Annotated in this window: 12 protein-coding genes and 1 pseudogene; 6 read left to right on the forward strand and 7 right to left on the reverse strand. The window is 62.5% G+C overall.

Going from position 1 to position 22,362, the window contains the following annotated elements; all coding sequences use genetic code 11:
* Positions 1–119 precede the first annotated feature (119 nt).
* Positions 120–413, forward strand: a pseudogene (locus tag GVY39_RS26530) (integrase core domain-containing protein); the annotation flags it as partial.
* Here the strand turns inward: GVY39_RS26530 and cas3 are convergent.
* Entirely contained in the window at positions 402–2,495 is a 2,094-nt protein-coding gene (gene cas3, locus GVY39_RS26535; protein ID WP_201295366.1) for a CRISPR-associated helicase Cas3', read from the reverse strand. The pseudogene GVY39_RS26530 and the gene cas3 sit on opposite strands and share 12 nt — an antisense overlap.
* A 1,857-nt stretch (positions 2,496–4,352) precedes the next feature.
* Here cas3 and GVY39_RS26540 point away from each other — a divergent pair.
* Positions 4,353–5,249, forward strand: a complete 897-nt coding sequence (locus GVY39_RS26540) for a hypothetical protein (protein WP_159929498.1) — start codon at positions 4,353–4,355, stop codon at positions 5,247–5,249.
* 36 nt (positions 5,250–5,285) lie between these two features.
* Here GVY39_RS26540 and GVY39_RS26545 read toward each other — a convergent pair whose 3' ends face one another.
* Together GVY39_RS26545 and GVY39_RS26550 are read right to left on the reverse strand one after the other, a co-directional pair.
* Positions 5,286–8,465: an AAA family ATPase gene (locus tag GVY39_RS26545; RefSeq protein WP_159929496.1), complete on the reverse strand. Its 3,180-nt coding sequence runs from the start codon at positions 8,463–8,465 to the stop codon at positions 5,286–5,288.
* A complete protein-coding gene (locus GVY39_RS26550; RefSeq protein ID WP_159929494.1) occupies positions 8,462–9,784 on the reverse strand; it encodes an exonuclease SbcCD subunit D C-terminal domain-containing protein in 1,323 nt (440 codons plus the stop codon). Before GVY39_RS26550 ends, GVY39_RS26545 begins: the two co-directional genes overlap by 4 nt.
* 135 nt (positions 9,785–9,919) lie before the next feature.
* Here GVY39_RS26550 and GVY39_RS26555 point away from each other — a divergent pair, with 135 nt between their 5' ends.
* Genes GVY39_RS26555 through GVY39_RS26570 form a run of 4 tightly spaced genes read left to right on the forward strand, consistent with a single transcriptional unit; the run spans position 9,920 to position 14,818 of the window.
* Complete coding sequence (locus GVY39_RS26555) at positions 9,920–10,753, forward strand: hypothetical protein (RefSeq protein WP_159929492.1); 834 nt, start codon at positions 9,920–9,922, stop codon at positions 10,751–10,753.
* Positions 10,754–10,810: 57 nt separating this feature from the next.
* Positions 10,811–11,965, forward strand: coding sequence for a hypothetical protein (locus GVY39_RS26560; protein WP_159929490.1), 1,155 nt, complete (start codon positions 10,811–10,813; stop codon positions 11,963–11,965).
* Positions 11,962–13,488, forward strand: a complete 1,527-nt coding sequence (locus GVY39_RS26565; protein WP_159929488.1) for a hypothetical protein — start codon at positions 11,962–11,964, stop codon at positions 13,486–13,488. The genes GVY39_RS26560 and GVY39_RS26565 overlap by 4 nt, the downstream gene beginning before the upstream one ends.
* Positions 13,478–14,818: an AAA domain-containing protein gene (locus GVY39_RS26570; protein ID WP_159929486.1), complete on the forward strand. Its 1,341-nt coding sequence runs from the start codon at positions 13,478–13,480 to the stop codon at positions 14,816–14,818. The genes GVY39_RS26565 and GVY39_RS26570 overlap by 11 nt, the downstream gene beginning before the upstream one ends.
* A gap of 220 nt (positions 14,819–15,038) precedes the next feature.
* Here the strand turns inward: GVY39_RS26570 and GVY39_RS26575 are convergent, their stop codons facing one another.
* The 4 genes from GVY39_RS26575 to GVY39_RS26590 form a co-directional block, all read right to left on the reverse strand.
* Positions 15,039–17,969 carry a type I restriction endonuclease subunit R gene (locus tag GVY39_RS26575; RefSeq protein ID WP_159929484.1) on the reverse strand — a complete coding sequence of 977 codons (2,931 nt, stop codon included), beginning with the start codon at positions 17,967–17,969 and terminating at the stop codon, positions 15,039–15,041.
* A complete protein-coding gene (locus GVY39_RS26580; protein WP_223522100.1) occupies positions 17,969–18,982 on the reverse strand; it encodes a restriction endonuclease subunit S in 1,014 nt (337 codons plus the stop codon). Before GVY39_RS26580 ends, GVY39_RS26575 begins: the two co-directional genes overlap by 1 nt.
* A 185-nt stretch (positions 18,983–19,167) precedes the next feature.
* Positions 19,168–20,661, reverse strand: a complete 1,494-nt coding sequence (locus tag GVY39_RS26585; RefSeq protein WP_159929480.1) for a class I SAM-dependent DNA methyltransferase — start codon at positions 20,659–20,661, stop codon at positions 19,168–19,170.
* Positions 20,658–22,166 carry a class I SAM-dependent DNA methyltransferase gene (locus GVY39_RS26590; RefSeq protein WP_159929478.1) on the reverse strand — a complete coding sequence of 503 codons (1,509 nt, stop codon included), beginning with the start codon at positions 22,164–22,166 and terminating at the stop codon, positions 20,658–20,660. Before GVY39_RS26590 ends, GVY39_RS26585 begins: the two co-directional genes overlap by 4 nt.
* Positions 22,167–22,362 lie beyond the last annotated feature (196 nt).

The raw sequence follows: 22,362 nt of genomic DNA on the forward strand, positions 1-22,362 counted from the left end.
CCGAAATCCGGGTCACGCGACGCACGACCGGCCGAGCGGGTGCTTCGACCTCACGACGCACCGAGCCACACAACGCAGCAGCGAGAAGACTCTACTGAGTTGACATCCGTTAGGAACTCAACGGCGCATGCTACAAAGCGACCGACTTTGCGAAAGTCCTGCTCGGAGCCCGCCACCAACGCATTACCCCCTACACACCGCGGCACAACGGCAAGGTCGAGCGCTATCACCGGATCCTGGCCGAGGAATTCCTCTACGCCCGGGAATGGACCAGCGAAACCCAACGCGCAGACGCACTCGGAATCTGGAACGTCCACTACAACTACCATCGACCACATTCCGCCGCCGGAAACCGGCCCCCAGCCAGCCGCCTCCACACCGGCGTCACCAACGTCACGGCCTCATACAGCTAGTCGCTTGGGTAGCGCGGCGAGGTAGGGCTGTAGTCGCCGGTACACCCACGGCTCGACCCTGCCCGGACCGGCCAGAGCTGTCCGCAACTGTTCTCGTTCGGTGTCGTCGCCGTAGCCGACCAGCACCGGGACGGTGTGTTCGTCGATCATGCGGAACGTCTCGGCGACTTTCGGGAAGTCGAAGGACGCCCGCAACTGCTGGATCGTGGCCCCGACGCCGGTGTTGTCGATGTTCTTCACCGCATACCGGGTGGTGTAGTAGTCGCGCAGCAGCTCCAGCCGATCCGGGTCCCGCCCCGGACCGAAGAACGATCGTGTGACATCCAGGGCAGGCCCGTACACCATCGCCGTGCCTTCCACACTGCCGTCGACCGGGTCGAAGACCACCACCCGGCCCTCGTCGAGCAGCCCGTTACGGTTGCAGCGCCCAGCGGCCTGCAACAACGCCTCCGCAGTCGCGAAAGCCCGATACACCACCGGGAAATCCAGATCGACACCCGCTTCGACCAGCTGCGTGGCGACCACCGCCACCGGCTGCCCGGCGGCGAGGCGCGCGCTGATCTGCGCCAGCACATCACGGCGATGGGCACCGGCCATCCGCGTCGACAGATGCAGCACCGGCCCCTGCGTGTCGTGGGATTCGATCAGCCGATGTAGTTCGGCGGCATCAGCGGTCGTATTGACGATCAGCAGCACCTGCCGCTGCCCTGCCGCGTCCTCGGCGATCTGCTCGAGGGTGGGCTTGGGATCGCACCGCCACTCGAACCGGACCCGTCGTAGCCGGTCGTATAACGGCTGCGGTCGCGCAATGACATTGCGTCGCTCGACGTCCCGGAAGATCTCCAAGCTGAAGAACTCCGGCTGGGTCGCCGAGGCCAGCAACACCGTCGTACCGAAGTGCTCGCTCAGATGCCGCAGCACCGACAGGATCGGCAGCAACAACGAATCCGGCAGCGACTGCACCTCATCCAGCACGATCACCGAACCCGCCAGCCGGTGCAGCTTCCGCATCGCCGACGGCTTACGGCTGAACAGCGACTCGAACAACTGGACCGTCGTCGTCACCACTACCGGCGCATCCCAATTCTCCGCCGCCAACCGCTGCCAACGCCCCGCCGGACCGAGCCCGTCCACATCGAGGCCACTGTGATGCTCGAGCACATGCTCATCCCCGAACAACCGCCGATACACCTCCGCGTTCTGCTCGGTGATCGACAGGAACGGCACCGCTACAATCACCCGTGCCAAACCGTGCCGGACAGCGTGATGCACCGCGAAACCACCCGCCGCGATCGTCTTCCCAGCACCCGTCGGAGCGGGAAACGGGAAAACCCCGATCGGCTGCGACGCCGCAGCAACAGCCTGCTCGTACACCTCGCTACGGATAGCGTCCACCCCCGCTGCCCCACCATCCGAACGGGCCGGGCGGCCAGCCAGATACTCGAGACGGTTCCGTTCATACACTTCCGCCAACTCCGACAGCCGACGCGGCGACAGTCGCCGTTGCCCGGTGAAATGCCGCTCTGTGTCGAGGAAGTCGGCATCAACCACAGCGCTGAAAACCATCCGCAGCAGCAACTCCACCACACACCGATCCGCCGGTGGCAGCGCCCACACCGGGATCTCCGGCAATGGATCCGGGAAGATCTCCGGCATCACCGCCACCACCCGAGCGACCGCCTCCTGCACCGCGACCCGGTCCGGCCCCTCGGCACGCCCAAGCGCCTTCGCCAGTGCCGGTCGATCGCTCAACCCACCGTGATGACCGAGAACCGCCATCGAAAACAGACCCAGCCCGGCCTCTTTCGCCGCCAACCAGGTCCCGGCAAGTTTATGGTCAATACTCCGGCCCTGCCCATCGACCACGCGCCCACCACAGGTTCCGGCCCGCAGCAGCCCCGCCTGCCACGAACAGCCGCCTTTACCCGTGTCATGGACTAAGCCGACATACTCCGCAACCTGCGCGGCCCCGAACACCCTGGCGAACTGCGCCGCCAGCGCGGCAGTGCCTCGTGAATGATCGACCAGATCGTGACGAATCCCCGCCGTATTCTCACTGTGCGCCCACAAACCCGACGACAAACCTCCCCCTCATATCCAGAGCAAATTCGGCACAGGCAGCGACCGTACGCCAAGGGGCCGACAACCCGTGGCGCATCACAGGATTAGGGACAGCAGCATGCTTTCGCCCCCGTTCCCGAACTACATCGAACGATCTTCACCCTCGCGGCGCTGATCATGAGCGCGAAGGAAGTCGACGCCGAGACGGCGATCCCACTGACCGTCCTGCTCGTGTCCGGGATCGTGACGTGCATAATGACTCCGACCAACCGAAAAGACCGATACCAGCGACGGATCGGCAGGACCCGCGCACGGGTTTGCGCGTCGGAGGCAAAAACCTCCAATGCACAGAGATTCCCAGGGAGGTTCCGAACCGGCGAACAGCAGTTATCAAGTTCGACACACTCGAAGCAGTGCCTGCGCGCGGCCCCAGTCGACATCCGCCCAGCTCACGCACCGTGGCGCTCGCCCTCACGGGCGACCGAGGATCGCAACCCCGAGCACCTGGACACCGGCAACTGGTGGCGGATGTGGCGGTCGCCCTCACGGGCGGCCGAGGATCGCAACACCTACGAAGCCGAAGCGTGGAATGCCATCCGCGAGGAGGTGGGCCTTCAGGGCGGCCGAGGATCGCAACTGGGACATGGTGGAGATCACCGAGCACTACGGGCAGTGGCGGTCGCCCTCAGGGGCGGCTGAGGATCGCAACTGGCCGTCGCTGCAGCGGGAAGTGTCGTGGGTCAACACCGTGGCGGTCGCCATTACGGGCGGCCGAAGAGTACGAAGCCGACGCGTCCATGACTCAGATCAAGGCGGAGCACCACATGGCCAAGCGGACGGCAAGAGTGCTCCGGGAGGCCGGAGCGACGATCCGGCCCAGAGGTGGACGACAGCTATAGGTGACACCCGGCTCGAACTATCCACTACGCCACGACTGGTAGCTACTGACGAAAACAATCAAGGGGCTGCACGGCCTGCGCCGACTAAGCCAAAGCTCGAGGCGGCGTTCGAGGATGGCATTGGCGAATTCGATTGCCAGCCTGGCCTCTTCGCGGCTGGCGTGGTATACGTCGACCATGACAATGCGCGGTTAGGGTCCTCGGCGGCGCGGATGTTCCAGCACCCACACCGTCGTATCCACCGACCACACCGGGAACAGGTCCCTCGACAAGCGAATGACCGCGCGCATCGCGCCCCGGTCACCAACTCCTTGCGGACCGACTGTTCATGTTCATCCGATGACGCCGCCGCCGATACCGGCATCAGCACCGCTGCCCGCCCCTGCTCCGCTGTTGCTTTCAGCGCGGCCTCCAGCCAGGCGACGTTAGCGTGTGGCTCGCCACCAGCAGGCCAGCTCAGCCACCTGGACTGCGGCCTGGAGGACAACGCACGAAGCACCTCTGCCTGACCGATCCGCCCCGCCGAGTACCACCAGTACTCGATGACTCTCTTGCTCTCACCTCCGCATCGCGACCCGCCGATGGCCAGAGTCTGACAACCCCCTTGTTGCACCTCTAGTGGTTGGCCGCCTACGGTCGCAGGGGTCCGAGACGCGGTTCCCGGAGCGGAGGGGCAGTACACCATGTTCGTTGACGAGTTCGTCTCGCGCACGACTTGCCGACTTGGCCGACGTCAGGCGGCCGACGATTACCACGTGGTCGACCCGGCACGACGACTTCCCTCGGCCGGAACCCGGCTCTCGCCATGTGCGGCTCCCGGCAGCGATCAAATGGCTCGCAGGCGCCCGATCCCGGCCAAGGAACTCCAGGACGGCGAACCCGCCCGGTTCACCTACGGCGCCCGCGTCCTCGCCCGGGTCTCGACATCGAAACGAAGGAGCCGGAGCAGGCCACACCAACCGAGAGAGAAGACGGACGGGTGGTCGTCGATGAGCTCGTTGGCCCCCAAGCCGCCAGGATCCGGGGCAATGGATCACACGCGGACTATCTGGAGTACTTGTTGTGCTTGATTTTCCTGCTGCGTTTCGAGAGCCCCGCCAGCATTAGGGACAGAATATTCTACCGCGCTGGTAGCACGGGCGAGTTCCTGGAGAATCCCGAGCGCCTCACCCACGAGCTGATGCTCCAGCACGCAATCCCCGCCGGATTGGAAACGGCGTTCCGGCGCGTAGAACCTGCCAACATCGCTGACCTCGAACGGATAGTCGAGATCTGCTCGACCGTGGGCACCAACTCGTTCCGGTATCTGCTCGACCTGCTGTCACACGAGAGGAGCGCATCCGGCAGCGAGTTCTTCACCCCGCCCCGGATCGCTGCTCTTGCCGGAGCGTTGGCTGTCGGGCCAAGGGGCGAGCCGGGCAGTGTCTACGACCCCTACGTCCGCGGCGGCGAGCTAAGGGGTGAAACCAGCAGCAACGCACGCCAACCCCTATCGCAGGCCGACCGTCAGCGCGATCCTGCATCGGCACAATGTTCCGTTGCGTTCCTCGCTCCAACAGGGCCGGGCAGTGCAGGTCGCCAACCCTCGGTGGCTTTGTTCGCGAATTCGGACGGCACATGCTCACGAATTCCAGCGTCGATCGGACCGAACGATGCGCCCGGCTGTTCGCGAACGTCGACGGCACCCCAACGGCCCGAGGACGGCCGTTGGCTCGAAAACGATTGCAGCGCTGCATTATACGAGCAGGACGGATCAAGGCTTGGTGCTGTCGACATTCGTGGACATCGAACCCGCCAGTTGGGTGTCTCCGTCGGTGTTCGTGAACATGTGCCATCGCAGATGGCGGACAGAGCCACCTCGGCGACTTCAGATTAGAAACCCTCCAAGACCGTACGCCGCGGGATCAGCGCGCTACGTCAGCGACTGCAGGCCGCTGGCGAGGTCGGCGTTGATCAGCGCATCACGCTCATCAACGGTGAGCCACCGTGCCGTCGAGCTGCCGCCCGTCGGCCGCTCGACCCACAGCACATCGTCGACGGCTTCCGCGACTGCGTGCAGGTGGCTGATCACCATGACCATGCGGTCCTCACCGGTCTGAGCCCGCAAGACTTCGAGAGCCGAATGCAATGCCTCAGTGTCCAGCGTCGCGAAGCCCTCGTCGAGGAACAGAGACCCGAGTCGGGGCCCGCTGAGCGAATGCAGTTCGGCCAGGGCGAGAGCCAACGCCAACGAGGCCAGGAACTTCTCACCTCCAGACAGTCGATTGGCGCTGTGCGCTACTTGACTGCCGCGACTGACGATGTCGCAGTTGGGGGCGAAGCCGAACTGGTCCTCGGTCAGTTTCCCGAGCAGCGAACTGGCGATTCCGAGGAGCGTCTTGGTGTTCAGAGTGGTGAGGTGGCCCAGGAACTTTGCGTCAACCAATTCCTTCTTGAGTACTTCGAGGGCTGCGTGGCGAGCCTGGCCGGCGGCGATCGCGAAGTCGAGGTCGGCTGCCTGCTGTACCTGCGCTGTGGCCTCGCCTTGTGCCGCACGCAACCGTTCAGCATCCTTGCGTGCATTCGCCATCGCGACGATGAGCGGGCGAACAGCCTGGGACGTGGTCCAGTCGACCGTCTCCGCGATCTCGGGTATGTCGGGCAGTTTCTCCACCTCGACTTTGATACTGGCGATGGCGTTATTGGCTACAAGAGTGTGAGCAGCGCTCGCACCGGTCAGCTTCGAGTTGGCCGCAGCCGTCGCGTCGTTCAGTCTGTCGACGAACTCACGTGCGTCACCTATCCCGCGGCCCTTTGGGGCATCCGGAATTAGGCAGTCGCCATCCTCGAGATAGTCAACCGCGCGACCTAACGCTCTTGCCCAGTTGCCCAGCGCATTGCGCAGGTCCGACAGCGGATTGTCCAGAAGTTGGTTGGCTTCCTGGTCCAGTCGGCGCTGCTGGTTGAGCACATCAGCAGCCTCACGGCGTACCCGTTCGAGGGATTCGGTCAGACTCTCCATCTCAGCCTTCGAGGCGGCGACTGCTGCGGTTGCCTCGTGAACAGATTCAGCAGTGATGTCGATCACTTCGCTCGGCAGCATGTTGCGGGAACCGACGGGCAGGCCGTTGATCTCGGCTGCGGTCAGGGCGACCGCCGCGTTCTCACGGGCCTCCGCTTGTTGAACCTCGTCGACACGCGAAATATGGGCCTTCTGTCGGTCGACTAGCGCCTTGCGGTCGGCGTCGATGCCGATGGTGGCTTGTGACGCTCTGCCGCGCTGCAGGTTGACGTCGGCTGCGACCGCCGTCTCACATGTGGCGATCGCCTCGATAATTGGGTTTGTCGCAGTCTTGTCCGGTGCCGAGTCGCTGGGCAGAACGGCGAGTTGAAGAGCGGCAGTGAGCGTCGCCCAGGATGCGGCTGCGTCGAAGTGTCCACCGACTTCGCCGGCTGCGGCGGCGAACTCATTGAGCTGCGTGCACGACGCGTCGGCGGATCGTTGCGCTTCGAGCTCCGCGTCACGGTGCTTCTTCGCACTGATCGAGACTGTCCGTTCAGCGGATGCGACTGCGGCTTTGGCATCGGCGATGTCGTCGCTGATCTTCTCCCGCAGCGCCGTGGCCTTGCCGAGCGCCGTCTGGACCTTGCGGATCTCGTCCGAGGTCGCGGTCCCGCCCGCTTCGAAGGGATCCGGTACTTGCTGGTGGCAGACCGGGCAATCGTCTCCGGGATGGATGTCCGCGGCGATCAGTGCGGCCCGATTCTGCAGTTCCAGTGCACTTTTTCGCGCCTCCGCGAGGGTGACCGCGTCCTTGGCGGCCACGAGTTCCTGCGTGAGATCTGCGAACAGTTTATTGGCCCTTGCCAGTTCGTCGTTGGCTTCCTGCCGCGCATTGGTTGTTTCGGCGACATGGAAAGCCGCCTCGAGCGCCTCGCGGACTTTCATTCGGAGTTCGTTGGCGCGGCTGCGCACGTCGTCGCCGACTGCGGCGGCCGTGTCGGCGGCGTCGATGAGTGGCTGAGTCTTCTCGCTCCGCTTGTTCAATTCGGCTTCATCGGCAGCGATTTGGCTGGACTCCTCGGCCAGGCTCGTCGTGCGGTCGTCGAGGCTTCGCCGCTCCTGGCGATGGCCTTCAGCGCGCTCAACGAGGCGCGCCAAGATCCCTTCGGCGTTGCCCAACGAACTAAGGCCCTCACCTGCCTGTTCACGCAGTCGGATCTGATCGACCAGACTCTGCTCACGAGTGTCGATCTCGGCAGCGCTCTCGTCGAGCGACGCCCGTTGTTGCCCTATTCTCTCGGCGATCGGTCCGAGCTTGTCCAGGGTGGGGATCGCCTCGTGAACAATCCCTTCGGCGAGGTTGTCGGTGGCAGTCCGAGCCGCGATTGCTGCCGCACGAGCCGCCGAAACCGTCTCCTGCAGTGCGGATATCGTGCCGATGGTCGTGTCCAGTTGATCCGCCAATGCTTCAGCGACCGAGGCCTTCGAGCCGTATTCCGCTGCGGTCTGTGCCGGATCCGGCCACATGCCCTTGCGTTTCTCCGTCGCTGTTGCGAGAAGCTTTGCGAGGTCCGTCGCCCTGTCCCGGGCGGTTTCCTGGACCTTCACCAGCGATTCCGCCCCGAACAGCTCACGGAGGTGCCTCTTGCGCTCGCTCGCCTTCGAGGTCAGAAGCTGGTCGAACTTTCCTTGTGGCAGCAGTCCCACTCGAAGGAACGTGTCGTAGCCCAGCTGCAGGATGCCTTCGATGCGCTTGGTCACCGCCGTAGCGCCGTCGACTTCTTCGCCGGTATCGAGGTTCTTCAGGTGGTGTCGCCCGGCATTGGGATTGGTGGCATGAATTGTGCGGTGCACCCGCCAGCGGACGCCACCGTGGATGAAGGTGAGTTCCACGCTGCCGACGCTGGCCTTGTCGGCGATGAGAGGCTTCGTCTCTCGGCCGTCCCACGAACTCTTGTTGAACAGCGCGAAGGTGACCCCTTCGAGAATACTGCTCTTCCCGGCTCCAGTGTCACCAAGTACCGCGGTCAAGCCCTTGCCAGCGAAGTCGATGGTCGCGGATTCTGGGTAGCTGCGGAACCCTTTCATGGAGAGCGTGACCGGCTTCATCGCAGTGCCTCCGAATCTGTCGTGTGTCCGGTTGTCAGGACGCCGGCGCGGTCGATGTTCTCTGGGGTATGGCCGTCTATCGCGGCAGCCAGCAGGCTCATCTCGCAGCAGCGCGTGCCATCGGCGGGATCAGGGTCGGCTTGAATGTCAGCGAGAGTGGCCATGACGTGGTCCAGCGCTCGCCCTGCCACGCGACCGTCTGCTAGGTACTCGCGCAGGATCTCTTCGACACTGGGGAGGTCGTCGGCAGTCGTGGTCCTGTCCATGATCTGCTTTTCGGCCCCTGGCCGGTATTCGTCGATCCCCACGATCGTCGCCTTGGGCAGCATCTCGGAGAGAGTCTCCGAGAGTCCGAGTACGGGGCTGTCGGCATGGACGCTGACTTTCACCCACGCATCGCCGACTCGACTCGCATCCGCCCTAATCTGATCCAACGTTCCGGCGAGCCTCACCAGGCGGCGGCCGGACTCCAGTGCCACGAGCTCGATTCGAGGTTCCCGTCCAGGCGCGATCTCAGCGAGAACCACGCTCTTAGTGTCCCTTATCTCACCGAAGTCCATCTGAAGCGGACTGCCCGCGTAGTGCGCGCTGAAGCCGACCCCGTCGATTCGTTGTGGCTTATGGATATGACCGAGCGCGCCATAGTCGACCTCCGGCAGCCCCATTGCACTCGAAGCGAAGTCCGGCCCAATGGAGATCTTCCGCTCGGAATGCGACGGCGTCGCACCCTCAACGAACAGGTGCGCGGCGTACACCAGCACATCCCGAGGACCACGGTCGCGAGCGAGGCAACGGTAGACGTCGGCCTGCACGGCCCGCATCCGTTCGGCGTAGGTCGCGGTCGCCGTCGCTGGGTCAGAGAAGTCGTAGGCGAACCGGTTAGGGTGCAGATACGGCAGCCCACCCACCCGAACCGTCAATTCTCCTTGCGCTGCTGGATACTCGGCGACCAGCAGGCCGCCGGGACGAGCGTCGGTCGCGAATCGCACCCTGGATTCCGTGCATGTACGGGCGCCCAGGTCGCTGATCATGAACTCCAGGAACGACAGCACGTGCCGGGTGTCGTGGTTGCCCGCGACGACTACCACGGGTGCGATGTCGCCAAGCCGTCGAAGTGCCAGCGCGGCACGGCGCATGTCGTCCAAACTGGGTCGATGACCGTCGAATAGGTCACCGCTGTGAACGATCAAGTCAGGAGCGAAATCAGCTGCGATACTCCCGATCTCATTCAGTACGGCGTCGAACTCTGCGTCGCGTCGATGACGTCCGATTTGGCGCCCCAAATGCCAATCGGAGGTGTGGAACACGCGTGCTGTCACGGGGTTCTCCGAAGAAGGTAACGGGCGGGCATCCCATGCGCCGCCGCGGTCGAGTGGAGTCGAGCGACACCGAGACTACACCACACTCGGGAGAATGTCGGGAAAAAGTCTGGAACTCTGGTAGTCTCCAAAGCTATGAGCAACCCGCTGGACGAGTTGGACAAGAGCATCGCCGAGCTGCGGCGCGCGATCCGCGATGCATCCGCCGCCGGCGACACGGAGCGGGTCGGCGAACTCCGAGCGCAACTTCGCCGAACAGAACGTGCGTGGGATGCACTGCTGGAGACCGACGAACCGGCCCAGTCGGCCACCATGCCGGGCCAGCCGACATCGGCCGAACCCCCATCAACGACGCTACCTGCTCGCGAGCACGTACAGCGAGCGTTGGTGCTCCTCCAGACACCCGCCGCGCCGAAGCTCATCGTCGACGTCCACGACGCGTTCTTCCCTGGAGACCTGACGACAGCCAAACTGTCGAGTCTTCGCCGCGACGAAGAGCGGTCCTACCGTGCTGCTCCCGGCGCTCGCCCCTACTACCTGTGCCCGGCACTCAACCACGAGCTTCTGTCGCCGGCCAGAGCATTGCTCACGATCAGCACCTGGTCGCTCGAGCAACGCATCGTCGGCCCACTCTCGCCGCGGGTGAACTTTCTTACCGGCGCGATTCGAATCGCCGAGGCAATTCGTGGGATGCGAACAGCTGGTTCGGAACCCACGCCCGCCGCGATGCGCTTGCTGTGGCGGTTCGCGACCAACATCCCCGACGCGATGCCGCCGGAGGCGAGCCTCGTCGTCAAGGATCTGGACCAGGTGATCGACGCGGCCCTCACCGAACTGGAAGTTCACTCAGACGCCGATCACGCGGCCAGAACCGCGTCCGCGCGACGCGCACGAAAGCAACTGAACGACGACCAGCAACTGTTCGGCGCACCGCTGCGACAGGCCCGGCTCGAGCAAGCCGACTCCTGACACAGGAACAACCCTGATAGACCCTTCTGCCCCTTCTCCTCAAGGAACAACACTGCCGTGAAGGTAGCTCCTGACAGCCGTTTGGACGCGTTGCGTGGGTCCGCGACCCGTCTGAACTTCAACGCTCGGTCACTGGCCGCGCTCGAGAACAATCCGCGCTGCACCCTGCGGTCGGTCCTGGACGCCTCCGGCTCCAACAAGAAGGACATCGCGGAACATGCTGGGTACCGAACTCAGTTCGGCCAGTCCATCTTCGCCATCACCCGCGGGAACAACTTCGAGAAGATGGTGAAGGCCAATGGATGCGCCGAACTGCTGCGCGTACTCCGAGACGTCCTCGACCTCCCCATTCCGCAGGTCGGGTACCGGGATCTCAATGACATCGGCGGGGTCAGCACACCGTCCGTCCGTCACAGCGAGACCGAAAAAGCGCTGGTCGGTGCTGCCCGGGGCGATGGAGATGGCACCCTGTACGACCATCCGCTACTGCGTTTGGAGGTCGGCGGCCAGTTCGTATTCCTCGAGCCGGACCTGGTCGCGTTCAAGTTCGGCGACAAGTTCTACGTCGTGGAGATCAAGAGCTTTCCGGTCGTCGACGGACAGGCTGACCCCGCACTGGTGAAGTCCGCGACCACCCAGGCATGCGCCTACATCCTCGCGCTCCGCACGATGCTCGCGGCTGCCGACATCAACCCCGACGTCGTGTCCGACAAGATCGTCCTCATCGGGCCGAAGAACTTCACCAACCGACCGACCGGCGCATTTGTCGACGCGCGGAACCAGGTGAAGAACCTCGCCCGACAGCTCGACCGAATCGAACGCATCGGCAACCAGCTCGATCTGCTGCCTGAAGGCACGACATTCGACCTGGACAAAGACGAGGACGGACATCCTCAACGTCCGCAGTCCGAACTGTTGGAAGCGCTCGACTCCGTGCCGGCCGCGTACCGTCCGGACTGCCTCAGCCATTGCGAAATGGCCTTCTTCTGCCGGTCGCGGGCACGGGCCTGCGGAAGTCTCGATGTCCTCGGACCAGCGGTCACCGAGCCCTTGGGCGGCATTGACACCATGACCATGGCATTGGGGCTCGCGCGCGGCAAACTCGAGCCGAACCAAGAACAGGTCGAGATAGCTGTCGCGCTGCGACACGCGGCGCGACTGCGCGCCGAACTGGTCGACATCGGCGGTACCTCGACGAGGGGCGGGCGATGAGCAAGGTCTCGGCCCTGGCGCGCCTCGAAGCGATGGAATCGATGAGGGCAGTGCCCATCACGAAATTTCGCCACCGACGACTTTCAGCCAAACCACTGGTAGTTATCCCGCTAGTCATGGCCGGCGAGGCTGGGTCACCGCTCGCGGTGATGGTCGGATCCGCGAAGCGGTCGGCACGACTGATCATCGTCGGTCAGCCCCGCAATCCTGATCAGCGTTTCATCTTCGCTGCTGAATTCGGCAGCGTCGTGATGAAGTACATTAACGGGTTCCGCACAAACCGCCGCGAGATTCGCACGAAAGGCGGCGGGTCGCGATCTCAGTTCGTTACCGCCCCGCAGATTCTGGTGCCCAACCGTGGTGGGATCCAGGCGCTGAAGGATCTGGGGCGTACCTGCCGCTTCCGCAAGACAACCGGCGACTATCCAGTACCCGCGGTCGTGCCTGAGCTGGGCACATGGCTTACAGCCCTGACCGACTCCGCGGAGCAGGCCGGAACCTCGATGCTACTGGCCATCACCGATCTTCTTACTGAACACTGGGCCACTGGTCAGAGCACCTTCGAGGACCAAAACCTGGCTTCCGTCATGGCTTGGATCGCCCCACCTCAGAACGTCAGTGTCGAGCAGGCCCTTCTCGACGCCGAAAACCCGGTCATCTGCCCACCCGCCGGACCGTCGACGTCTCCGGAATTCGATAATCGACAGCTGCAGCCGGCGATCCGGAACTTCGATACCACGCGGCAGTCCGGAAATGTGGATGCCATCAACGCCGCGCGGCAGGAACTTCAGGACCTCATCGGCGAACAGATCAAACCAACGTGGCGAACGATGTGGGACGCGGTCGCTCAACTGAGCAGTGTCCCCGAGGCGCCGAGCGCGGCAAAGCGTTTCGAATCGGACTGCGCAACGTTCACGGCCTTCTCCGACTACCAGGACGCTGGTACCGCCCTGCCCCAGCGTGCACGAGACAGCGCAGTAGGAGCTGCAAGACGACTCAGCCGACATGAACGGGCCATCGAAGAGTTCGAAGCTGACAAGGCCTTCGACGACCCCTTCGTACTCGCCGACCGACGAAGCATCGGCGAAGCGTTCGCCGGAATCGTTGAAGCTGCAGAACCTAACCGAGTCGTCATCAGCGACAACAATCGTCGGATTTTGCGGCCTCGCTTCATCATCCGGACTCTCGATCCCACCCGACTCACAGATGAAACCCAGTTGATCAGCCCCACCATGCCGGACGGCCACAAGGCCAAGATCATCACAACAGAACTCAACGCCGACTTCAGCCTCGTCACCGTCGAAGTCGTCGGCGGCATGGGCACGCCTGCCAAACCGAAGTTCGGGTCGGTCCCCGAGGTCGGCCAGACCGTCGCCTACCTCCCGGATCCAGGCTGGCGACCCATACCCCAATTCCCATCTGCTGAGACCGCGCTGTGGACACACACCGACACGACGGCTCCCGATCTCGACATCTCGAATTCCATCACAGCGAACACAGAGGAGTGGGGCGATGACGACTGAGGACCTGATCGACGCCGATCCTGCTACACGGGCTGCAGCGGTCACGGACCGAATCATGACCGATCTAGCCAACTCTGATCACCGGGCAGTCGTGGTTGACTCACCACCCGGAGCCGGCAAGAGCACGCTCGTCGTACGCGCTGCGGGCGAGCTCGTTGCCGGAAACGAACGTCCGATGGTCGTGGCACAGACCAACAACCAGGTCGACGACCTCATCCTTCGTCTGGCTCGAGCAAACCCAGGAATTCCGATCGGCAGACTCAGCGGCGGCGAGTACCGGCCATCGCCCGAGACTGCAGGTGCCTGCACCATCGATACGAGCCTCGCTGCCCTGTCCGCGTGCCGAATCGTCGTCGGCACGTCCGCCAAGTGGGCGGTGGTTCGCGACGGCCAGTTCGGTTGGGCCATCCTGGATGAGGCGTACCAGATGCGCTCCGACAAACTCCTGCAGATTGTCGAACGGTTCGATCGAGGACTGTTCGTGGGCGACCCCGGGCAGCTTGATCCGTTCACCATCGCGGAAACAGAGCGGTGGACAGGCCTGCCGCACGACCCGACCAAGAACGGCGTCAGCGTCATGCTGCAGCACAATCCACACACTCCCGTGCACACGCTGCCGGTGTCGTGGCGCCTCCCAGTGTCCGCTTCGCCCACGATCCAGGAAGCATTCTATCCACGGGTCGAATTCACCTCCGGCACGACAGAACGCACACGATCCCTACAGTTCCGAACCAGGAGCTTCGGCTCCAGCGCACTCGACGAGACACTCGAGATGGCGGCTGCAACAGGCTGGGCCTACCATGAACTTCCCCGCCGACATGTCCCCCGAACAGACGGTGAGACAGTCCAATCCGTGGCACAGCTCGCCACCAGATTGCTCGACCGTGGCCCCACCGGATACTGCGAACGCGAGCCTGACGGTCGCGAGCTCCAGGCCACCGACATCGCGATCGGAGTGGCGCACCGCGACCAAGCCGACCTCATCCGAGCCGCGCTGAGTCGATCCAACAACCCCGCTGCCCGAGAGATCACCGTCGACAACGCCAACCGGCTTCAGGGGCGCGAGTACGAGGTCGTCATCGTGATGCACCCGCTGTCAGGCAGACGTGATGCGACCTCATTCCACCTCGAGTCCGGCCGGTTGTGCGTTTTGACCTCTCGGCATCGCCAGGCCTGCATCGTCGTTGGCCGAGCAGGAATCACCGACCTACTGGACAGCCACCCGTCAACCGAGCCGATCCACCTCTCGGTGCCGGCGAAATTCCCTGACGGCTGGCAAGCGAACCAGGTGGTCATGGCTCACCTCACCCAGCACCGGATAGGAGCATGACTGCCATCACCATTCCCACCGGCTCGGGTGCTGACGTGACTCGGGTGCCGCGCGGACTGCCGCCGGGTGACTTCACCTTCACCCTGCAGAATGCGGCACAAAATGATCCCAGACGGCACGAAGACAGATTATTCCCATTCATTTACATTGGGAACGGGTCGCCGGGTGTACGTGCTCTCCTCCTCTCCTCCATGTTTATCCAATACGCTGGAACACACCGTCAGTAGTATTCGCGAACGTAACCGAGTGCCTTCTCGAACACACCGCTGTCCCGAATCTTGAACTGTATGTACAGGGCTTGGCGCAGTACCTGACGAACCTGCTTGTCGCCTTGGATCGTGTCCTGCCAGCCGTCGAAGCGGACACCCCGCACCACTTCGTCGATCCGGCTCACCACATTGCCGACAATGATGGGTGTCTCGTCGGTTTCCAGCGCCTCGAACAGTTCGGTCAGCGCTGCCTGCCCCTGCTCCTCGCGCGGGACCTGCTCGGCAGCCTTTTCCGCCGCTACCGTGTCGCGGGCCAACTCCAGCAGATCACGCAAAAACTCGAGGCTGGATTGCTGGATCCCGGCGTATTTTTCGCGCAGCGCGTTGAGACGCTGACCAAGTTCGACGAAGACCGGGTTGGTGAGGTGACGCGCGATACGTGCGGTGACCTGCTTCTCGATCTCCTCCCTCGGCACATCGGGCCCTTTGCCCTGCATCAGATCTTCGATGGTCGCCGCGTCAAGCACGATCTCCTCGGAGCTCTGCGGAATCTCGACCCGTACATGCTCGTTGATGAGATCGATGGTTTTGGCCCCGAGCGCATGCCACACCAGACGGCCGGTGATGTCGGACGGCCGCACCGACTCGTATACATCTGTGAGCCAACGGTAATCGTCGCGGAAGGAAGTAAGGATCGGATCGGGGCTCAGTGCCTCCCACAACTGGGAGACGATGCTGTAAGCCCGGCGGAACGCGTCTTTGGTGTCATCGTCCGCGATCGCGGACTGAGCCTGGACGAGACCTTCGTACCCGCCGACTGTTCGATCGACCGCCGGGAAGAAGGCCAGTGCCGTCGCGATGGCCGGCGCAAGCTCATTCTTCAATTCCTCGATATTCGACACGACCCGCTCCACCGCCTTCTCGTCGAAGGCCAGCGATTTGGCGACGTCGTCGAAAATACCGAGGTAGTCGACGATCAGACCGTGTGTCTTGGCAGGCGGATACACCCGGTTGGTGCGAGTGATGGCCTGCAGCAGTGTGTGCTCCTTCAGCGGCCGGTCGAGATACTGGCAGTACAGGATCGGTGCGTCGAACCCGGTGAGAAGCTTGGCGGTGACGATGATGATCTTCAGCGGATCGGCGGGATCGTTGAACCGAGTGAGAATTTGCTCGAGTTGGTCTGCGGTGGGCGTCCATTGCGCCCAGTCATTGGAGTCGCCACGGGCTTTCGACATGACGATCGTCGACGCATCCGGACCCAGATATTTGTCGAGTTCGGCCTTGTAGGCAACGCAGCACGCCTTGTCGTAGGCAACCACCTGCGCCTTGAATCCCGACGGCTCGACCTTCGTGCGAAAGTGCTCGGCGATATCGGCGGCGATCTTCGCGATTCGCGACGGACTCTTGATCAACACCTCGATCGACGCCGCCTTCTGCGAGAGGGTGATCTTCTCCTGCTCCGACAGACCACGGTCGGCGACCAGTTCCTCGAAGGCGGCGTCGATATCCTCCTGATCGATGTGGATCTCCGACAGTCGCGGCTCGAAATGCAGTGGGAGCGTCGCCCCGTCACGGATCGAGTCGTGGAAGGAATAGCGCGACAGGTAGCCGCCCTCATCCTCGGGCGACCCGAACCACATAAAGGTGTTGCGGTCGCGCTTGTTGATCGGCGTACCGGTCAGGCCGAACAGGAAGGCGTTCGGCAGCGCCTCGCGCATCTTCTGGCCGTAGTCGCCCTCCTGCGACCGGTGCGCCTCGTCGACCATCACGATGATGTTGTGGCGAGTGTCCAGAACACCTGGCGCCTCACCGAATTTTTGCACCGTGGTGATGATAATCCGGCGGGCACCTCCGCTCAGCATGGTGTGCAGGTCGGCGCGGGAGTCCGCCGATTCGAGGCCCGGCACATCGGCTGCGTTGAAGGTCCCGGTGATCTGGGTGTCGAGATCGATGCGGTCGACCACGATCAGGATCGTCGGATTGGTCAATGCGGCCATCGCGCGCAACTTGAGCGCGGTGAAAACCATCAGCAACGACTTTCCCGATCCCTGGAAATGCCAGATCAGGCCCTGCTTGATCGTGCTACGCAACACGCGTTCGACAATGAGATTGGTCGCCTGGAACTGCTGGAACCGAGCGATGATCTTGATCTTGCGGTGCTGCTTATCGGTCGCGTAGAGGGTAAAGAACTGCAGAAAGTCTAGTACCGCAGCGGGTTTCAATACCCCCTCAGCCGCCTCCCTTACCGCGACCAGCCCGAACCTGGCCGGAGCATCCTCGTCGATCACCTCCTCGCGCCACGGCCCCCACAGTTCGATCGGCATTCCCACGGTGCCGTAGTGGAAGTCCTTCCCTTCACTCGCGAAGGAGAACACGTTGGGGACGAAGAACTGCGGCACCGTCTGTTCGTAATCGCCATGGACCTGTGCAGCCCCGTCGATCCACGTGTAGGCCGATCGGGTCGGCGACTTCGCCTCGCCGAGGACGAGCGGAAAACCGTTGCACCACAACACCAGATCGAAGCGCTTCTCGGCCCGCCCCTTCCTGAAGATGACCTCAGTCGAGATGATCCACTGATTGGACGAGTCATCATCGGGGTCGTCGAAATTGATCAGCCGAACCGTCGTATGCTCTCCGTTCGGCCCGAACGGCATCGACTTCTGCCCGGTCAGCCACGCCATGAACTCCTCATTGGCGACCACCGGATGCCCGCTCTTACGTGCGGAGACGAGGATGGCGCGGAGGTGGTATAGCACCTGCTCTGCCTTGGAGTCGTCGACCTCGGGATTGAGGTTGATCAGGGCCTCGTTGACCCGGCTCTCGAGCATCACTTCATCAGTGCGCCGCGGGAGTTCGGAGCCGGGCACGAATTGGACGTGTGGCGATTCCACGATGTCTCGGATCAAGTCGCGGACGGTGTTGGCTTCGTTGAACTGGGCCATTAGTTAACTCCGGAAACCTCATCGAGAGCACGCGCACGCAGCGCGTCAAGAGCCGCTAACTCCATCCGGGCAGATTGGAGCGCAGCGTCAAAGGTGGCTAGGTTTTCGAGTATCGCCACCTGGTCTGAAACAGGCGGTATGACAAGTCGATGCGTCTTTATGTCTTTGCCGTTGATCTTCCATATACCATTGGTGGACTTGGCCTTTCTGAGCAACGCGGTATGAACACTGGCGCTATTCCATTGTTCGGAAGCGAATGCTGGCATCACGCGCGACTCGTCGAATTTCAGGCGAATAAGGAGATCTGGGTAAATACAACCCTCTGGCAAACCGTCGGTGACCAGCCCGCCTCGACCAGTTGAAGTCCGATTCCCATTACCGCGCACAATTAGAAAATCATTGCGCTCAAGCTGGAATGCGGCGACGGCAGGAGGGGCGACCTCAATCCACTTCACAGATTCACCCCCGTGGACGTGGCCGTCACGAATTGCGCTTATACTCAGAGTTGGGACACCTAGTTGTTCGGTGTTGGCTGTTGCCGACTTTCCGTTCGTAGGTCCAGACGTAACGACCGCAGTCACAGGCTCAGATGGCCATCCGCGCTCCCGAGTTCCATATTCCATCAGTTCAGCAAAGAACAAAGACTTGCCCGCCGCGATCTGTGCTACGGATTCAGTTAGATTTACACTGTGACGCTCTGTCGCCCACAGCAGTTCAGCGATACGCCTCTGCTCATTCAGGGGTGGAAGTTCGAACTCGTACCTGGCGAGTTCGCCCCAATTAAGGTAAGGGTTGACCGATCCTCGAGAGTTCTTAATGGCATAAGAATGAAATACCTCTGCTGAAAGCACGAAGGGCAGAAACTCTTGAAGAAGAATATCGGGGTTGATCGCTTCAAGGACGAAAGTTTTCTCGCCGGTGATACCCATAAAGTCCGGCACTGCCACTTTGCGAAGGTACGTGCGACGGGAAACGTATAGCACGTGCCCAGGCTTGAACCGCTTGTAGAACATCGGTCCGATCGGGTCTCGTCCGACTACTCCCCAATTGGTAATCGATAGACTATTGCTGGGGATGTGCTCCCCGGCAAGGAAGCGCTCGAGTCCGGAAGTTTCAGCATCCACGCGGTCGGTAACGTGTCGGACAACCTCCCCGAGGCTTACACGCTTCCACTTCGATTTATCGAGATTCAGAGTCGTCACGCCGAAATCCCCGATCGAAGTACCGTCAAAACATCTGTTACCGCTCGGTCAGCTGCGCCGGCAGCTGTTCGCCATTGGTTGAGAACCTCCAGCAAGTCGACGTGTTCTTCTGGAGAACTGGATTTGGCGGCATCAACGTACCTCGAAATCTCAAGGCTGTATCCGCTGGCAGCGATCTGGTCCAGTGTCGCAACGGCGGTGAAACTATCCTGCGCCTCGAACCTTCGGTAAGCATCGAGAATCTTGCTCTGATGAGAATCGCGAAGAAAGGACTGCCCCATTTCTCGTGAAACCTCTTTTTCGGCGTTGATGAACAAGATCTTGTTCTTACGCTCCGACGGTTTGCTTGTGCGTAGAACCACCACTGTCGCAGGCATCGGCGAGTTGTAGAACAATCCTTCACTCAGTCCGAGGATGGATTCGATGAGGTCGGACTTCACGAGGGCTTCGCGCATGGCCGCTTCATCGCGCCGGAACAGTACGCCGTGCGGGAAAAGGATTGCGGCGCGGCCGGTCTCGGGATCGAGGCTCGCTGCTATGTGCTGAAAGAACGCATAGTCGGCACGACCTTGCGGCGGCAGCCCCCAGAGCTTCCGGCCGTATGGGTCGCTGGCGAATGCCGTCCGATTCCACGCTTTGATCGAATACGGCGGGTTGGCGAGGACCACATCGAAGGTCTGCAACCGTCCTGACGCGTCGTGAAACGCTGGCTGCGACAACGTATCTCCGTGAGCGATATGTCCATCCGTCACGCCATGCAGGAACAGGTTCATCCGCGCGATGGCTGAGGTGCCGTAGTTGAGTTCCTGGCCGTACAGATGCAGGTTGCGCCACTCCTTGCCCTGGCGCTTCACCTCGGCGACAGTCGAGATGAGCATGCCCCCGGTGCCGCAGGTCGGGTCGTATACCGATTCGCCCGGTTGGGGTTCCAGCATCATCGTCATGAGGTGGACGAGGGTGCGGTTGGTGTAGAACTCCTGGGCGGTGTGGCCGGAGTCGTCGGCGAACTTCTTGATCAGGTATTCGTACCCGTTGCCGAGCTCGTCTTCGGGGAGGTTGGCGATGGTCAGGGTGCGGGTGGAGAAGTGTTCTATCAGGTCCGCCAGGGTGGAGTCGGGCAGGAGGTTCTTGTTGCCCCAGTTGCCGTCGCCGAAGACGCCGGGCAGGGTGTCCGGGTTCGCGGATTCGATCTCCCGCATGGCGTACAGGATCTTCGCGCCGATATTGCTTGTCACGAAACGGATGTCGTTCCAGTGGCAGCCGTCAGGGATGGCGAAGCGGTGGTTTTCGGGAAGATCCGCGAGCTCGTCGTCGCCGTAGATTTTCGCGGCGGCCGCATGCTCTTCGTCGTAGACGTCAGAGATTCGCTTGAGGAAGACCAGCGGGAAAATGTACTGCTTGTAATCGCCCGCGTCGATGAGGCCGCGCAGCACGATGGCCGCGCCCCACAGGTACGACTCCAGTTCCCGCTGGCTGATACGTGCCGTCATGCCGATGCCCCCAATCCCCACTTCGCCAATTCGGATTCCAGGGCGGCACGCGTCTGCGCGGCTTTCGCCTGGGCTGCTTCGAGATTCGCCAATGCTTCGTCCAACGTTACCTTCTCCTTGGTGTCGGCGGGCGCGACGTACAGCGGGATGTTGAGGTTGTACCCGTTGGCGGCGATCTCCTCGAGGTCGACCACGCGCGCGAGACCGTCGATATCGCTGAAGGTTTCGTATGCACCAAGGATCTGTTCGGCGTGCTCGGGCTCAAGGGTGTTCTGGTTGCGTCCGCGCTTGAACAGCGTCTCACCGTTGATGAACAGGACCTTGTTCTGCTCCTCGCGCTTCTTCCCGCGGCGCAGAACAAGTACGCAAGCGGCAAGATCGGTGCCGTAGAACAGTTTCGGTGCCAGGCCGATGACGGCGTCGACCGCGTCGGATTCGAGGATGTGCGTGCGGATCTCCGCCTCGGCGCCCTGGCGGAACAGTGCGCCCTGCGGCAGAACGACCGCCACCCGCCCAGTCCGGGAGGCTGCGGAGGTTAGCATGTGCTGCACCCATGCCCAGTCGGCGTACCCTTTCGGCGGTGTACCACCGAGGTTGTTGCGACCCCACCGATCGGTGACCCACTCCCCTTCTCCCCAATTTTTCAGGGAGAAGGGCGGATTGGCCACGACACAGTCGAATCGGGCGAGCCGGTTACCGGAGAAGAACGCGGGTTCGCGCAGCGTGTCCTCGCGGATGATCTTGAAGTCCTCGATGCCGTGCAGCAGTAGGTTCATCCGAGCGATTGCTGAGGTGGTGAGCACCTTTTCCTGACCATAGAGTCTGCCCCACAGCGTTTTCGGGCTACCGCCGGTAGCTTTCACATGCTCGATGACCTCGATCAACATACCGCCGGTTCCGCAGGCCGGGTCGTAGACCGTCTCGCCTTCCACCGGGTTCAGGATGTTGATCAGCAGAGCCACCACCGAACGTGGGGTGTAGTACTCGCCGGCCTTCTTGTTCGACTGGTCGGCGAACCGTTTGATCAGGTACTCGTAGGCGTTGCCGAAGACATCCGGCGGCACTGCCGCATTAGACAGCGTCTTGGTGGAGAAGTGCTCGATCAGGTCCGCGAGCTTGCGGTTGGGCAGTTTGTCCTTGTTGGTCCAGTTCGCGCCGCCGAAGATACCGTAGAGCGTCTCCGGGTTGGCCTTCTCGATCTCCCGGAACGCCGTCTGCAACATATTGCCGATGTTCTCGGTGCGGCTGCGCACGTCCTCCCACAGGCTGCCCTCCGGGATCGAGAACCGGTGATTCTCCGCGAAGGCGGCGAACTCATGGTCCCCTCCCGACTCCTCCAGCGCCTCGGCGAACTCCTCCAGATACACATCGCTGATCCGCTTGAAGAACATCAGCGGAAAGATGTAGGCCTTGAAATCGGCCTGATCGATGCTGCCGCGTAGCAGGTCAGCGGCTCTGCCGAGGTATTGCTCCAGCTCTGGGAGGGATATGCGGACGGTCGTCACGGGGCTCCTTCGGGATCTCGATGACCATTGCGGGCCAGGGCACCGACATATTGTCCGCAGGCCCTCACATAGCGAATCATCCCCCTCCGGCGTCGTACTGCGGCGGAGGGCTCGACGTCGAGTGGATTGTCCGAGCCGGCCGAGGTGCCCCGGAGGGACTCGATCGGCGGAAATGGAGTGTGAACGGATTTGCGGC

It is taken from the genome of Nocardia sp. CY15 (genome assembly GCF_009829295.1).
Lineage (GTDB): Bacteria > Actinomycetota > Actinomycetes > Mycobacteriales > Mycobacteriaceae > Nocardia > Nocardia sputi.

Coding starts and splice junctions, on each gene's coding strand:
- GVY39_RS26580 (WP_223522100.1), bottom strand. CDS start 18,982: ATGTTCTACAAGCGGTTCAAGCCTGGGCACGTGCTATACGTTTCCCGT.
- GVY39_RS26565 (WP_159929488.1), top strand. CDS start 11,962: ATGAGCAAGGTCTCGGCCCTGGCGCGCCTCGAAGCGATGGAATCGATG.
- GVY39_RS26570 (WP_159929486.1), top strand. CDS start 13,478: ATGACGACTGAGGACCTGATCGACGCCGATCCTGCTACACGGGCTGCA.
- GVY39_RS26555 (WP_159929492.1), top strand. CDS start 9,920: ATGAGCAACCCGCTGGACGAGTTGGACAAGAGCATCGCCGAGCTGCGG.
- GVY39_RS26545 (WP_159929496.1), bottom strand. CDS start 8,465: ATGAAGCCGGTCACGCTCTCCATGAAAGGGTTCCGCAGCTACCCAGAA.
- GVY39_RS26585 (WP_159929480.1), bottom strand. CDS start 20,661: ATGACGGCACGTATCAGCCAGCGGGAACTGGAGTCGTACCTGTGGGGC.
- GVY39_RS26575 (WP_159929484.1), bottom strand. CDS start 17,969: ATGGCCCAGTTCAACGAAGCCAACACCGTCCGCGACTTGATCCGAGAC.